The organism is Variovorax paradoxus (assembly GCF_040544635.1).
GTDB lineage: Bacteria > Pseudomonadota > Gammaproteobacteria > Burkholderiales > Burkholderiaceae_C > Variovorax > Variovorax paradoxus_R.
Window position 1 is genome coordinate 45564 of sequence record NZ_JBEPKJ010000012.1, and the last position, 13580, is coordinate 59143.

The 13580-nt window shown below is 65.8% G+C and carries 14 protein-coding genes and 1 tRNA gene; 7 read left to right on the forward strand and 8 right to left on the reverse strand.

All coding sequences use genetic code 11. The annotated features are described in order from the left end of the window. Positions 1-5: 5 nt before the first annotated feature. Together ABIC94_RS20075 and ABIC94_RS20080 are read right to left on the reverse strand one after the other, a co-directional pair. A complete protein-coding gene (locus ABIC94_RS20075) occupies positions 6-1019 on the reverse strand; it encodes a glycerophosphodiester phosphodiesterase family protein (RefSeq protein WP_354374741.1) in 1014 nt (337 codons plus the stop codon). Beyond that, positions 1016-1897 (reverse strand): MOSC domain-containing protein, encoded by an 882-nt coding sequence (locus ABIC94_RS20080; protein WP_354374742.1) that lies wholly within the window; start codon positions 1895-1897, stop codon positions 1016-1018. The genes ABIC94_RS20075 and ABIC94_RS20080 overlap by 4 nt, the downstream gene beginning before the upstream one ends. Before the next feature lie 89 nt (positions 1898-1986). Here ABIC94_RS20080 and ABIC94_RS20085 point away from each other — a divergent pair, with 89 nt between their 5' ends. The 3 genes from ABIC94_RS20085 to ABIC94_RS20095 are packed head-to-tail and all read left to right on the forward strand — an operon-like array spanning position 1987 to position 5743. Then, the gene (locus ABIC94_RS20085; RefSeq protein ID WP_354374743.1) at positions 1987-3144 is read left to right on the forward strand and encodes an FAD-dependent monooxygenase; all 1158 of its coding nucleotides are present in this window, start codon (positions 1987-1989) and stop codon (positions 3142-3144) included. A gap of 20 nt (positions 3145-3164) precedes the next feature. Further along, positions 3165-3887: a DsbC family protein gene (locus ABIC94_RS20090; protein WP_354374744.1), complete on the forward strand. Its 723-nt coding sequence runs from the start codon at positions 3165-3167 to the stop codon at positions 3885-3887. Further along, the gene (locus ABIC94_RS20095; protein WP_354374745.1) at positions 3887-5743 is read left to right on the forward strand and encodes a M61 family metallopeptidase; all 1857 of its coding nucleotides are present in this window, start codon (positions 3887-3889) and stop codon (positions 5741-5743) included. Before ABIC94_RS20090 ends, ABIC94_RS20095 begins: the two co-directional genes overlap by 1 nt. Before the next feature lie 19 nt (positions 5744-5762). Here the strand turns inward: ABIC94_RS20095 and ABIC94_RS20100 are convergent, their stop codons facing one another. After that, complete coding sequence (locus ABIC94_RS20100) at positions 5763-6389, reverse strand: DUF2325 domain-containing protein (RefSeq protein ID WP_354374746.1); 627 nt, start codon at positions 6387-6389, stop codon at positions 5763-5765. A gap of 133 nt (positions 6390-6522) precedes the next feature. Here ABIC94_RS20100 and ABIC94_RS20105 point away from each other — a divergent pair, with 133 nt between their 5' ends. Further along, on the forward strand, positions 6523-7302 hold the full coding sequence (locus ABIC94_RS20105; protein ID WP_354374747.1) for an enoyl-CoA hydratase: 780 nt from the start codon (positions 6523-6525) through the stop codon (positions 7300-7302). A gap of 25 nt (positions 7303-7327) precedes the next feature. On the opposite strand, the gene ABIC94_RS20110 is transcribed toward ABIC94_RS20105, so the two are convergent. Both ABIC94_RS20110 and ABIC94_RS20115 read right to left on the reverse strand, forming a co-directional pair. Continuing rightward, the gene (locus ABIC94_RS20110; protein ID WP_354374748.1) at positions 7328-8608 is read right to left on the reverse strand and encodes a hypothetical protein; all 1281 of its coding nucleotides are present in this window, start codon (positions 8606-8608) and stop codon (positions 7328-7330) included. After that, positions 8605-9273 (reverse strand): sigma-70 family RNA polymerase sigma factor, encoded by a 669-nt coding sequence (locus ABIC94_RS20115; protein WP_354374749.1) that lies wholly within the window; start codon positions 9271-9273, stop codon positions 8605-8607. The genes ABIC94_RS20110 and ABIC94_RS20115 overlap by 4 nt, the downstream gene beginning before the upstream one ends. A 149-nt stretch (positions 9274-9422) precedes the next feature. Between ABIC94_RS20115 and ABIC94_RS20120 the strand changes: the two genes are divergently transcribed. Next, a tRNA-Met gene (locus ABIC94_RS20120) sits at positions 9423-9499 on the forward strand. 160 nt (positions 9500-9659) lie between these two features. Here ABIC94_RS20120 and ABIC94_RS20125 read toward each other — a convergent pair. Then, positions 9660-9956, reverse strand: coding sequence for a YciI family protein (locus ABIC94_RS20125; protein ID WP_354374750.1), 297 nt, complete (start codon positions 9954-9956; stop codon positions 9660-9662). An 11-nt stretch (positions 9957-9967) separates the two neighbouring features. Further along, positions 9968-10771 carry an SDR family oxidoreductase gene (locus ABIC94_RS20130; protein WP_354374751.1) on the reverse strand — a complete coding sequence of 268 codons (804 nt, stop codon included), beginning with the start codon at positions 10769-10771 and terminating at the stop codon, positions 9968-9970. A gap of 103 nt (positions 10772-10874) precedes the next feature. Here ABIC94_RS20130 and ABIC94_RS20135 point away from each other — a divergent pair, with 103 nt between their 5' ends. Further along, positions 10875-11312: a winged helix-turn-helix transcriptional regulator gene (locus ABIC94_RS20135; RefSeq protein WP_354374892.1), complete on the forward strand. Its 438-nt coding sequence runs from the start codon at positions 10875-10877 to the stop codon at positions 11310-11312. A gap of 87 nt (positions 11313-11399) precedes the next feature. Here the strand turns inward: ABIC94_RS20135 and ABIC94_RS20140 are convergent, their stop codons facing one another. After that, on the reverse strand, positions 11400-12299 hold the full coding sequence (locus ABIC94_RS20140) for a LysR substrate-binding domain-containing protein (RefSeq protein ID WP_436318067.1): 900 nt from the start codon (positions 12297-12299) through the stop codon (positions 11400-11402). Between the two features lie 102 nt (positions 12300-12401). On the opposite strand from ABIC94_RS20140, the gene ABIC94_RS20145 reads away from it, so the two are divergent. Further along, positions 12402-13568, forward strand: coding sequence for a mandelate racemase/muconate lactonizing enzyme family protein (locus tag ABIC94_RS20145; protein WP_126748073.1), 1167 nt, complete (start codon positions 12402-12404; stop codon positions 13566-13568). Positions 13569-13580: the final 12 nt, after the last annotated feature.

The following is a 13580-nucleotide window of genomic DNA, read 5'->3' on the forward strand; positions in this document are numbered from 1 at the left end:
CGGCTTCAGTCCGGCACGCGGGAGCGCACTGCCGGACCGATGCGCTCGATGCGGTTGGTCCACAGCCCGCCGCGATAGTCGACGGGCAGCTCCGCAAGCGTCTCGGTGTTGTCGATGCCACTGCTGAAGTCGCCGCCCGCATACGGCCCGACCACCACCAGCCGGGTGCCGGCCGTCTCCAGCCGCCGCTGCAGCCGATGCGGCCAGCCCCAGAGCCATGGCGCCACATTGACCGGCACCAGCATCAAGCCGCTCCGGCATGCTTCGGGCACGTAGCTCGACCAGCCAAGCGCCGCGTAGCGCAGCAGGCACTGCACCAGCGCACTGCGCGGCGCGACTCGAATGTCCGGCAATGCCTGCTTGAGCGCGCTGACCGGCTCGTCGCTGCCGTACACCACGAGTCGGCTTCTCTGCACGGCATCCAGAGCGGCGAGGCGGCCTGCAAGCAGCCGGCCTTCTTCCGCGTCTCGGCTCTTCACGTGAATGAGAAAGCGCCTCGTCGGGAACTCGCCCAGTACCTGCGACAGGCTCGGCATCAGCCCGATGCCCTTGCCCCGCAACGGATAGGTCTTGCCTCCGTCGGAGGTATAGCCGTAGCCGACGTCCAGCACCTGCAGTTGCGCCAGCGTGTGATCGCGCACGACGCCTCGCCCCTCGGTTCGGCATTCGAGCGTCCAGTCGTGGAACACCGCAAACGCGCCGTCGTTGGTGGGATGGACATCGAACTCCACCATGTCCGCGCCGGCGTCGAAAGCTGCCCGCATCGACGGCAGCGTGTTTTCGATCAACGCATGCGTCGGCGCGTGAATCTGGGCGGCGGTGCAGGTGTCGCTGCGCAAGCCGCGCACATCGAAAGTCTGGTGCACGCCGCGGTGGGACAGCAAAAAGGGCCGCACGGCAGGCGGCTGGAGCCATCGCGATTGGTTGCCGGCAAAAAGCAGCACCGACGCCAGCGCGACGACCGCCAGAAGCACTGCCAACCCGCGCAGCGTGCGGCTGCCTTTCCGGCTGCCCTTCATTCGAACTGGTAATTCGCGCCCACGGCCTGCCCCACCTTCAGCATGTGCTCCACGCCCTGCAGCACGATGCAGTTCATGCCGAAGGTAATGCGTCCGTCGACGCGCGCATCGGCGCGGTAGGTACGCAGCATGTCGCCGACCTCGGGGCTGCTGACGGCCGTGGCCGGGTCGATGTCCGGAATCGGGCAGCGCGTGCAGGGCTTTACCGGCTTGAGTTCGGCCTCGCCTTCGCCCGTGGCGATGTGCAGCGCATCCACTCGGTCTTCATCGTGCGACTCGATGCCGGCCAGCACGATGTTGGGCCGGAAGCGCTCGATGCCGACCGCATCGTGCCCCGCGGCGGCCAGCCGCTCGTTGAGCTCGGCCAGCGAACCCTCGCTGGCGACCAGCAGCGGATAGCCGTCGGCAAACTGGTTCGTGGCCTCGATGCCGCCGGTCCATTGCGGGCTCGACAGGCGCTTGTGCTCGGGATCGAAGCGCACCAGGCGCAGCGTCTGCGGCTTGCCCGGTTCGGAGAGAAAGTCGCTGAACCACTGCGCGGCGATGTCACCCATGTCGTAGGCGGCCACTTCGTCTTTCCAGACCCGCACGCGCACCGGCTTCTCGACCCGGTCGAACGCGAGGTGCAGCGCCAGCATGCCCGGCGCGCGCAGCACCACTTCCATCTGCTTCATCTGCGGCTTGATCAGCGCCATGCGCGGCAACTGCCGCTGCGTGACGAACTCTCCCTGGGCATCGACCACCATCCACGCTCGGTCGAATTCGAGGCCGGTTTCGGTCAGCAGCACCTCGGGAAGCTCGACCCCCGCGCACGATTTGACGGGGTAGACGAACAGGCGCGCAATGGTGGCTTGAAGGTCGAAAACGGGCTGTGACACGTGGGTTCCTTGGAATTCGGCAGCGATTGTCCCGCATCGGCCATTCGGGGGACGCGCCTGGGGGCTGGGCTTGTTCTTACAATGGCCGAATGGCCCTCCCCCCTGAAGTTTGCATACGCGGTGCCGGCATCGTCGGCCGCACGTTGGCCCTGCTGCTTGCGCGCGAGCGCGTGCGCGTCGCGCTGGTGGCGCCCTCCGCCGCGACGGGCAAGGAAGACATCCGGGCCTACGCGCTCAACACCGCCTCGAAGACGCTGCTCGAATCGCTGCGCGCCTGGCCGGACGCGGCCCATGCAACGCCCGTGCGCGAAATGCTCGTGAACGGTGACGAGGGCGGACGCGTGGAGTTCAACGCCATGCGCCAGAAGGTCGACGCGCTGGCCTGGATCGTCGATGTGCCCGCGCTCGAAAAGCAGCTGGCCGACGCGGTTCGGTTTCAGCCTCAGGTCGAAGTCGTGGCCGAGCCGGTGCCCGCACCGCTCACGGTGGTGTGCGAAGGCAAGGCCAGCGCCACGCGCGATGCACTCGGCGTGAGCTACGCGGTGACGCGCTATCCGCAGCATGCAATTGCAGCGCGGCTCGAAGCGGCGCAGCCGCACGACGGCGTTGCGCGCCAGTGGTTCAACGACAAGGGCGAAGTACTGGCGCTGCTGCCGATGGGCGGCACGCACGGCCGCTCGCTCGCACTGGTGTGGTCGGTCGACCAGCTTCGCGCCCCCGCCCTGCTGGCCCAGAGCACCGAAGAATTCAACACCGCCGTGAGCGAGGCCAGCCATGGCGCGCTGGGCGCCTTGCAACTGACGAGCGAGCGCGCCGCCTGGCCGCTCGCGCGCGCCATTGCCGACCGCTGGACCGGCGCCATGCCCAACCAGGCACAGGCCTCTGGCTCTTCTTTCGCTTCTTCTTCGCAATCGTGGGTACTGGCCGGCGATGCCGCCCACACGGTGCATCCGCTCGCGGGCCAGGGCCTGAACCTCGGCCTGGCCGATGCGGCCATGCTGGCCGACGTGATCAAACAGCGCGACTACTGGCGCAGCGTGGGCGATGCGCGCCTGCTGCGCCGCTACGAACGCGCCCGCCGCGCCGACGTGCTGCAGATGAGCCTGGCCACCGACGGCCTGCAGCAACTTTTTTCGCACAGCATGGGTCCCCTGCCCGCGCTGCGCAACTGGGGCATGCGCGGCTTCGACCGCACGCGCCTCCTCAAGCATTGGATCGCCAACCAGGCGATGGGCTTGAAGGCATGAATCCATCGACCGGACTTTCAATGAAACTCGCACGCCACCTTTTTCTCGCCGCCTGCACGCTGGGTGCGGTTGTCACGTCCTTCGCCGGCGAAGCCGAGATCCGCAAGAATCTTCCGGCGCGCATTCCGCAGTTCCCGGCCATCGACGAAGTCACGAAGTCGCCGCTGCCGGGTCTTTATGAAGTGCGCGTGAACGGCTTCCAGATCTACTACACCGACGAGCAGGGCAACTACCTGCTGCAGGGCAACCTCATCGACGTGAATGCGCGCAAGAACCTGACCGAGGAGCGCATCGAGAAGCTCAGCCAGGTCTCGTTCGACAAGCTGCCCGTGAAAGACGCCATCAAGATCGTGCGCGGCACCGGCAAGCGCAAGCTCGCGGTGTTCGAAGACCCGAACTGCGGCTACTGCAAGCGCTTCGAGAAAGACATGAAGACGGTCGACAACGTCACCGTCTATCTGTTCCTCTACCCGGTGCTCGGCCCGGATTCGGCAACCAAGTCGCGTGACATCTGGTGCAGCAAGGACAAGGGCAAGGCCTGGGGCGACTGGATGGAAGCCAACGTCAAGCCCAGCGCTGCGGCAAGCAGCTGCGACGTGACGGCCCTGCAGCGCAACGTGGAGTTCGGCCGCAAGTACAACATCACCGGCACGCCCACGCTCATCTTCACCGACGGCACCCGCACGCCGGGCGCCATTCCGGCGGAGCAGGTCGAGAAGCAACTCACCGCTTCCACCAACTGATGGCCGCGCCGACGACCGCTTCTCGGCGCGCAACAGCGGCTGCGCCGGCCGCCGCGGTGCGCTATCGCATCGAATGCGCGGACCTGCATGCGCACCTCTTCGCCGTGACCCTGACCATCGAAGCGCCCTCCGCGCAGCAGCGCGTGACGCTGCCGGTGTGGATTCCGGGCAGCTACCTGGTGCGCGAGTTTGCCAAGAACCTGCAGGGCCTGCGCGCCACGCAAGGGCGCCGCAAGCCCGTGCTGACGCAGCTCGACAAGTGCAGCTGGCAAATCGATTGCGTGCCGGGCCAGCCGCTGGTGCTGCACTACCAGGTGTGCGCCTACGACAACTCGGTGCGCACCGCGTGGCTCGACGCCGAGCGCGGCTTCTTCAACGGCACCAGCCTGTGCCTGCGGGTCGAAGGCCAGACCGATGCGCCGCATGCGCTGGACATCGCTGCGCCCGCACTTTCGTCTGACGATGCACGCTGGTCGTGCGCCACGGCGCTCGTGCCCTCGAAGACAGACAAGCACGGCTTCGGCACCTACCTGGCCGCCGGCTACGACGAGCTGGCCGACAGCCCGGTCGAGATGGGGCCTTTCTGGAGCGCGGAGTTCGAGGCTTGCGGCGTGCCGCACCGCTTCGTCATTGCGGGTGCCGCGGCCTCGTTCGACGGCGAGCGCCTGATTGCCGACACGCAGGCCATCTGCGAGGCCGAAATCCGGTTCTGGCATGGCGACAAGGCGGGCAAGCGCGGCGGCCCCAAGCTGCCCATCGACCGCTACGTGTTCATGCTCAATGCGGTGGACGACGGCTACGGCGGGCTCGAGCACCGGCACTCCACCGCGCTGATCTGCAACCGGCGCGACCTGCCGCAGCGCGGCGCCAAGAAGCAGCCCGAGGGCTACACCACGCTGATGGGGCTGATCAGCCACGAGTACTTCCACACCTGGAACGTGAAGCGCATGCGCCCGGCGGAATTCGCGCATTACGACTACGGCCGCGAGAACTACACGCAGCTGCTCTGGTTCTTCGAGGGCTTTACCAGCTACTACGACGACCTGCTGCTGCGCCGCGCCGGCCGCATCGACGACGCGGCCTACCTGCGCCTGCTCAACAAGACCATCAACCAGGTGCTCCAGACGCCGGGCCGGCTGGTGCAGCCGGTGGCCGATGCGAGCTTCGACGCCTGGGTCAAGTACTACCGGCAGGACGAGCAAACGCCCAACAGCACCGTGAGCTACTACACCAAGGGTGCGCTGGTGGCGCTGTGCTTCGACCTCACGCTGCGCCGCGAAGGCAAAGGCACGCTCGACGACGTGATGCGCCACCTGTGGGTGCAAAGCGGCGGCGGCCCGATCAGCGAAGCCGACATGGCCGCCGCGCTCGAAGCCGTGGGCGGCCGCTCCTATGCGGCGGAGATTGCGCAGTGGGTGCACTCCACCGACGAGCTGCCGCTGGCGGACCTGCTGCGCGCGCACGGCGTTGCCGCGCTCGAAGACCCGTCGCAACCGGCACAGGCGCTGGGCCTGCGCGTGGCCGAAGCCAACGGCAGCGTTCAGGTCAAGGTGGTGCTGCGCGGCGGCGCGGCGGAGAAAGCTGGCTTCTCGGCCCATGATGAATGGATCGGCATCGAGGTGCCGGCCGCCGGCAAGAAGGGGCAGCAACGGCCCGCGCAGGCCTGGCGCATCGCCAAGCTGGAGGACCTGGCGCTGTATCTCGGCGACACCTCGCGCTTCACCGCGCTGGTGGCGCGCGATCGCAAGCTGCTGAGGCTGCCGCTGGTGCGGCCGGAGGGCTCCACCACGTGGCGCCTGTTCCTGCACGATGCGGCAAGAGTGACGGCCTGGCTCGCGCCGAGCGCGCGGCGCTGAGCGACCGGCCTTACCGACGTTACCGGCGCTCGCTCTCCGCAGCGGGCGCGGCGGCCGGCTGCTGCTGCCGTACGAACTGGATCGGCTGGGGCTCGCCCACGAGCACGCAGGGCTTGCCGGTGCGCCGGCAATGGTCTTGCACACGCCAGTAAGCGCCGTGGCTCACGCAGCCGGTCTGGCAAATCACCAGGTCGGCGGCGCGCAGCCCGGCCTCGAGGGCAGGGTCATCGGCATCGTCGCCACCGTCATGGTGCAGATAGCGGCCGCCGGCAATCTCCACCAGCTGGCGCGCGAGCGATGGCGCCTCTTCGCCGCGGCCGACACACAGCACCGCTTTTTCGCGCAGGTCCGCAGGCGCGCCGCAAGCCGGCATGACGCGACGCCGGCTTGCCGGCGCCAGCAGTGCGTCGAGGCGCTTCGGCAACGCGTTGCCCACGGCAGCGCGCGCCGCGAGTTCCTCGCGCACGATGGCGATGGCCGAGTCGCGCGCCACCAACGCGCCGCGCAGCCGCACGACCTGCGCCTCGAGCCGCTCGATCATCGTGGCCTGCTCGGCCAAGAGGCGCGAGCAGCGCTCCTGTACGCGGGCATACGCCCGCAGCAACACGGCATGTTCTTGCTCTCGCGCTGGTTCTTGCTCTTGCATCGGGAACTCCATGGCGGCGATTCTAGATGAGAATAATTCTCAACTAAAGTCTTACCCAGCGTGGCCGCGAAGGCCTGCGCCGGATGCTGGGTATAGTGAAGTGAAGCGTTTTTTCTTTCCCCCCGGAGACACCATGAGCTACGAAAACATCGAAGTGCGGACCGAAGCAGGCAAGGTCGGCATCGTCACCCTCAACCGCCCCAAGGCCCTCAATGCGCTCAACGACGCGCTGATGACCGAGCTGGGCACCGCGCTCAAGGCCTTCGATGCGGACGACGCCATCGGCTGCATCATCCTGACGGGCAGCGAGCGCGCCTTTGCCGCCGGCGCCGACATTGCGGCGATGGCCAAGTACAGCTTCATCGACACCTACAAGGGCGACTACATCACGCGCAACTGGGAAACCATCCGCTCGATCCGCAAGCCCGTGATCGCGGCCGTGAGCGGCTTCGCCCTGGGCGGCGGCTGCGAGCTCGCGATGATGTGCGACTTCATCATTGCGGCCGACAACGCGAAGTTCGGCCAGCCCGAAATCAAGATCGGCGTGATCCCCGGCGCCGGCGGCACGCAGCGCCTGCCGCGCGCGGTGGGCAAGAGCAAGGCGATGGACATGGCGCTCACCGCCCGCATGATGGACGCCGCCGAAGCCGAGCGCGCGGGCCTCGTGAGCCGCGTGGTGCCGTACGAAAAGCTGGCCGACGAGGCGCTGGGCGCCGCGCTGGTCATTGCCGGCTACTCGCAGATCGCGGTGATGGCGGCCAAGGAATCGGTCAACCGCGCCTTCGAAAGCGGCCTCTCCGACGGCGTGATGTTCGAGCGCCGGCTGTTCCACGCGCTGTTCGCCACCGCCGACCAGAAGGAAGGCATGGACGCCTTCCTCAACAAGCGCCAGCCCGACTTCAAGAACGCCTGAGAGCGCCTCGGCGCTCGCTTGCCTGCTATTGCCGTGTGAGCAGCGCCCGCAAAGCCGCGAGCGCCGATGCCGGCGGCGTGCCGACCGATGGACGGCCGCCCGCTTGCGGCGTCCATCGCACCTCGTCGCCCGCAATCTCGAGCACGGCGAGCAGGGCCGTGCCGCGGTAGAGCTCCAGGCGCGCCTCGACCGGCGTGGCCAGGTCGCTGCCAGGAACCGTGGCCGAACGCGCCACCGAATTCACCGATGCCGCCACTCCTTCGACGTCGCCGCGCACATGACGCACGGCTTGCCCGGCGCGCACGTAGTTGAAGGACGTCCAACTGTCCAGCGCCGAGAACGGGGACGTATCGCCCTGCGGACTTGCGGCCCCGGCGGCGACCGCTGCGCGCGGAGCGGGTGCCTGCCGCAAAGCGCCGGAAGGCTCGGCATTGGCGTTGCGCTGCGCGGATAACGCAGGCGCACTGTCCGCCCGCTCGCGCTGCATCGGCGGTGGCCCTGCTGCGGCCATTGGTGCCGCTGCGCTTCGATCTTCGGTGCGAGGGAATGCCCGAGGCTCGGCTGCGGATTGCTCCGCAATGGACGGTAGCGGGGTCACCTTCGAAGCTGCAGCGGCAGGGGCTGACGGCGGAGATGGTGCAGCGGCAGACTCCGGTGCCGGGGCCGGTGCCGGGGCCGGCGCAGCGAGCACGGGCGCTGGCGGCACCTCAGATGTCTTCCTGTCTGTCTCCTGCGTGGTCCCGGTCTGCTTGCCCGCAGGTGCCGGTGCGGGCTTGCGCAAAGCATTGCCCCTGCTCTTGGCCGACTCCTCATTCGCGGTGTCGCGCGCAGGCTCAGTCGCTTCCGGGGCTGGCGGGACGGGCGCAGCGCCCCGTGTCGCCGGTGCTTGCGGCTCCGGAGCGACAACCGCGGGACTGGGCGCCGAAGGTTGCACAGGCGCCGGCGCCGCGGCCCCGCCAACTTGTGCCTCTCCATCGAGCCGCGCATCGGGAATCGGTTCTCGGTACCAGAGCACAGTCACGAAGGTGGCCACGAGCACGGTTGCAAAGGCCGCGTTCCACGGCATGCGGGCATGCGTTTCCCCGCCACCGAACCATCGGCGCCACCACGGCGCGGCAGCCAACGGCACCGTTGCGGGAACGGGCGCCAGGTTGTGCGCCATCTTCCTGATCGCGTCGCGGGTGCGCGGATCGGGCATGGCGCCGCTGTCCGGCGCATGGTCCAACGCGCGGCGCAATACCGGGTCGTGCAACGGGCGGTCGTCGCCGCCGTCGAAATCGCTGCCGTTCTTGCCGCCGCCGCTCATGCGCGCTGCTCCAGCACCGACAGGTAGCGTTCCATGCAGCCGCGCAGTTTCTGCAGGCCGTAGCGCAGGCGGCTGCGCACGGTCTCGAAACCGATCTCCAGGCTGGCCGCGAGCGCTTCGACGGTCAACCCGTCTTCATGGTGCAGCAGGAATGCGGCGCGCTGCTCGGGCGGCAGCTCCTCGAGGCAGGCCAGCAGCCGGCGGCCGGCGGCGCGCCAGAACGCGAGTTCTTCGGCCGAAGGATGGGAAGCGGCATCGACCGCGCCGCGCACGCCGCGGTCGAGAGCAGGCACGGCGTCGTCGCCGTCGTCCGGATGGGCGGCATCGAGCGCCACCTCGCGCCCGCTCACGCGCAGACGGTCCATGGCCAGGTTGTGCGCAATCGTGAAAGCCCAGGTGCGCCAGGCGGCGCCCTGCGGCGAAAAGCTGTCGCGTGCAGAAATGATGCGCACCCATGTGTCCTGGAACACCTCGTCGGCCTGTGCCGCCAGCCGGGCGCCCAGCAGCCGCTTGACGAAGCGGAACAGCCCGCCCTCGTGGCGCGCGTAGAGCACGTCGAAAGCCGCACCGTCGCCGCGCGCGTAAGCCAGCATCAACTGATCGTCGGGCATGGCGTCGCGCTCGGTGGCGGCTTTGGCGGAAGGGGCGCGGGGGAGCGCAGACATCGGAGGATTCTCACCCGGGCTTGTACGGGCGGCAGACGGCTTCGGGGTTGGGCATCGCAAAAAAGACACCGCATTCGGCGCGCCGGAGCTTGATCGAAGACCCGCAGCCTGGGCTATAATCTTGGGCTCGGCACAAAACTGTGCCGAACGGCTCTTTAGCTCAGTCGGTTAGAGCGATGGAATCATAATCCACAGGTCCGCGGTTCGAATCCGTGAAGAGCCACCAACATTACTTTTGCGGTTGTCCGCTTAAGTCCAAAAGCCCTAAGTAAATCAACTACTTAGGGCTTTTTCATTGCATCGGTTCATGCGCAGCTTCGCTGCTGTTGGCCCAGATTCCTAACCACCGCGTAGGCGGAAGGAGTGTTGCAGATGAAGCGACGCAATTAAGGGCGCGACTTCAGGCCAAGCATCTTGAAATGCTCATAGTGCCCGACCCCATTCTTGACAATCGGGTCCTGCGATGTAAGGGCATCGATGTCTTGCCCATCTTCGATCTGGAACAGCGACACGCCATAACCGCCGGCCGGGTCCAGCACCGGACCGTGAGCGACAACGATGCCTTTCGCGAGCAGGTCGTTCAGGAAAGCGCCGTGCTCGCCCATCCAGGTTTTTTCATCTGCTGACATCGTGGCAAGAAAGTCCGCACGGGGCGGGATGAATTTGCACAGGTAGAACTTCATGACTTCTCCTATCAGGCTGTTTTCACGCTCTTGAGAATGGAGCCCTCGAACATCTTCGGGAGGTAGTTCTGCAGGAACAGGATCATCCCGGTCATCTTTCCGACGGGATTGCTGAACTTCGGCGCCGGCGCCTCAATGAGGCCGGAAATGGTCTGGATCACGGCATCTGGCGACTCCGCCCCGTCGATGCCCTTTTGCGTCGCGGCCTGCACCTGCTTTCGGTACGCGTTGTAGTCGGCGATCTCGTTGCTTGCCGCGGCGACAGCGTTGTGGCCAAGGTTGGTCTTGAACCACACGGGCTCTACCATGCTGACCTTGATGTTGAACTGGTCCAACTCGAAGCGCAGCGACTTGAAGTAGCCCTGCACCGCGTGCTTCGACGCCGAGTAGAAGGAAAGATTGGGTGGACCGATCAACCCCACGATCGAGCTCACCGTGATGATCTGCCCGGCCTTCTGGGCCCTGAAACGGGGTAGCAACGCGTTCGTCACCTTGATGGTTCCCCAGAAGTTCGTCTCGAACTGCTGACGGCCGAGCCCGATGGGCGTTTCTTCGGCAATGCCGGTCACCATGTACCCGGCGTTGTTCACGAGGACATCTACACGCTCGGTGGATTGGGCCAGTTCGCGAGTGAACGATGCGATGGATTCGTCATCGTCGATGTCGAGGCGCAGCAGCTTGAAAGGCACCTGCGCTGCGTATTTTTCCGGCGTACGGCTTGTACCCACGACGTTGTGGCCGTGTGCGTGCAGGTGCGTCGCCAGCATCAAGCCGAAGCCCGACGATGCGCCTGTGATCAGTACTGTTTTCTTCATGTTTGCTTCCAATTCAAGAATCGATCTAGGCATTTCACGGGTCTGGACGAACCGCGGATCGCAGGTTAGTATCGTTTTAGTACCAAGTCAATATCAAAACGATATGAACTCAAGAACCGATTCCGAGCCGACATGTCCCATCGAGCGCAGCCTTGCCTTTCTGGGAGACAGCTGGACGATGCTGATCCTGCGGGACGCCAACGCGGGTGTGACGCGCTTCGACCAGTTCAAGAAGAACCTCGGTATTGCGCCGACCATGCTCACCAAGCGACTGGCAACACTGACGCAGGAGCGTTTGCTCGAGAAAAAGCTCTATTCGGAACGGCCCCCGCGCGAGGAGTACGTCTTGACCGATGCCGGGCGGGACTTTCTGCCAGTGCTCTTCCTGATTGCCGCGTGGGGTCGGAAGCATCGGGGCGAAGGTCGGTTGACGCGCTTTCTTGACGCCGAGAACGGAACGGAAATCAAACCCATCGCGATCGATGCCGTGACTGGCGCCGAACTCGGGACACGCGCCATCCGTGTCCTGATCCCCGAATGAGCCAGCAACATTACTTTTTGCGGTCGTCTCCGGGCCGCTGGCCCGGCTATCCCCGTCGCGACGAACCAGGAACAAGAACGACGCCGCTCACCCCCTGATCGCAGCACTCCAGAATTCATTCGCCGCCTTCCCCAAGAGCTCGCTGTCCCGATAGAGCCTGATTTCCAGCGGAACGGCCCACTCGCTGCTCGCTGCGGCGACAAGGCGCCCTTGGCCGATGTCTTCCTCCACGAGGGTCTGCGGCAGCCATGCGATGCCCCTGCCGTCCAGCGCCATCGTCCGGAGGACCGAGGCGAGATGGGCCGTGAAAACGACCTGGACATTTAGCGACTCCAGCCGCCGGCTGACGAGGGCACGCATGATGCGTCCCAGCCCGGATTCCTCGCTGTACAAGAGCACCGGCACGGCCGATGCGCCCTTGCGTGAAAGCTGATGCCGCGGCTTGCCGGAGCCATTGGGTGCGGACACTGCAATGAGCATGTCCTCACCGATCCGGGCTGATTGGTACGCGTCTGCATCGAGCGCGCCATGCGCGTCGGGATGGGCGTGGCTCAGTACGAACTGAACCTTGCTTTGCAGCATCAGCGATTCGCAACGCTGAAGGACGTCGGACATAAGCTGCACCGGCCCCAGCGTGATGCTGGACTCGAGGTTGCGAATCCATCGCGGCAGGAAAGTCATGGAAAGCGCATGCGTGCACGCAATGCGCAGCGTGACCGAACTGGCCTCCGCAATCTTCCTCGCGTCACCCGGTACGCGGGCCACCCTGGCGGTCAATTCCTGCGCCACGCCGGCAAACCATTCGCCAACTTCGGTGAGTGTGGCGGGCTGCGTGCTGCGGTCGAACAAGTCGGCGCCGATCCACTCCTCCAGCGCGCGAATGCGACGGCTGAATGCGGGTTGGGAGCTATGGCGCTCATCTGCCGCACGCGAGAAGTTCCCCGTTGCTGCCAACGCCAGGAAGTCGTCAAGCCAGATCAGGTTCATGTCCGGTTCGTCCAGCGCATAGAAGTTGAGATATTGAACATTGGCCGGAAAAGACGGCAGAGCCGACCATTCAGTCTTCACTCACCCGTTCTGGAGACAACCGTGAAGATCGTCGAAATCCGCGAGAAGACCATCCCCATCAGCTCGCCCATTCGCAACGCCTACATCGACTTTAGCAAGATGACGCTGAGCCTTGTCGCAGTGATCACCGACGTGATCCGCGATGGCAAGCCGGTCGTCGGCTACGGCTTCAACTCGAACGGCCGCTACGGCCAGGGCAAGCTGATGCGCGAGCGGTTCATCCCGCGCATCATGGAAGCGAATCCGTCGTCCCTCGTCGACGACAGCGGCGACAACCTCGATCCGCACAAGATCTGGAACACGATGTTCACCAATGAGAAGCCGGGTGGCCATGGCGAGCGCTCGGTGGCCATCGGCACCATCGACATGGCGGTATGGGACGCGGTGGCCAAGATCGAAGGCAAGCCGCTGTTTCAATTGCTGGCCGACCGCTACGGGGACGGCAAGCCCAATCGCAAGATCTTCGTCTACGCAGCGGGCGGCTACTACTACCCGGGGCAGGACCATGGAAAGCTGAAGGACGAGATGCGCAGCTACATCGACCGCGGCTATACGGTCGTGAAGAAGAAGATCGGCGGAGCCTCTCTCGACGAAGACCTGCGCCGCATCGATTCGATCATGGAAGTGCTGCAGGACGGCCAGAAGCTCTGCGTCGACGCCAACGGCCGCTTCGACCTGGAAACCGCGATTGCCTATGCCAAGGCCCTGTCGCAGTACGACCTGTTCTGGTACGAAGAGCCGGGCGACCCGTTGGACTTCGAATTGCAAGCCGCGCTGCGCAATTTCTACAAGAACCCGATGGCCACGGGGGAAGACCTTTTCTCGATGCAGGACGCGCGCAACCTGATCCGCTACGGCGGCATGCGCCCGGACCGCGACTGGCTGCAGTTCGACTGCGCGCTCAGCTACGGCCTGGTCGAATACCTGCGCACGCTGGAGATGTTGAAGGAACATGGCTGGTCGGCCAGCCGCTGCATTCCGCACGGCGGTCACCAGATGTCGCTGAACATCGCGGCCGGCCTCGGCCTCGGCGGCAACGAGTCGTACCCCGACCTGTTCCAGCCGTTCGGCGGGTTCCCGGATGGCGTGAAGGTCGAGAACAGCTTCGTGACCCTGCCTGACTTGCCGGGGATCGGCTTCGAAGGCAAGGCCGATCTGTACCGCGAGATGCAAGCGCTTTCGGCCTGAAGCAACTGACAC

Coding starts and splice junctions, on each gene's coding strand:
- ABIC94_RS20085 (WP_354374743.1), top strand. CDS start 1,987: ATGGCCCTCCCCCCTGAAGTTTGCATACGCGGTGCCGGCATCGTCGGC.
- ABIC94_RS20095 (WP_354374745.1), top strand. CDS start 3,887: ATGGCCGCGCCGACGACCGCTTCTCGGCGCGCAACAGCGGCTGCGCCG.
- ABIC94_RS20090 (WP_354374744.1), top strand. CDS start 3,165: ATGAAACTCGCACGCCACCTTTTTCTCGCCGCCTGCACGCTGGGTGCG.
- ABIC94_RS20110 (WP_354374748.1), bottom strand. CDS start 8,608: ATGAGCGGCGGCGGCAAGAACGGCAGCGATTTCGACGGCGGCGACGAC.
- ABIC94_RS20130 (WP_354374751.1), bottom strand. CDS start 10,771: ATGAAGAAAACAGTACTGATCACAGGCGCATCGTCGGGCTTCGGCTTG.
- ABIC94_RS20105 (WP_354374747.1), top strand. CDS start 6,523: ATGAGCTACGAAAACATCGAAGTGCGGACCGAAGCAGGCAAGGTCGGC.
- ABIC94_RS20135 (WP_354374892.1), top strand. CDS start 10,875: ATGAACTCAAGAACCGATTCCGAGCCGACATGTCCCATCGAGCGCAGC.
- ABIC94_RS20115 (WP_354374749.1), bottom strand. CDS start 9,273: ATGTCTGCGCTCCCCCGCGCCCCTTCCGCCAAAGCCGCCACCGAGCGC.
- ABIC94_RS20125 (WP_354374750.1), bottom strand. CDS start 9,956: ATGAAGTTCTACCTGTGCAAATTCATCCCGCCCCGTGCGGACTTTCTT.
- ABIC94_RS20075 (WP_354374741.1), bottom strand. CDS start 1,019: ATGAAGGGCAGCCGGAAAGGCAGCCGCACGCTGCGCGGGTTGGCAGTG.
- ABIC94_RS20140 (WP_436318067.1), bottom strand. CDS start 12,299: ATGAACCTGATCTGGCTTGACGACTTCCTGGCGTTGGCAGCAACGGGG.
- ABIC94_RS20100 (WP_354374746.1), bottom strand. CDS start 6,389: ATGCAAGAGCAAGAACCAGCGCGAGAGCAAGAACATGCCGTGTTGCTG.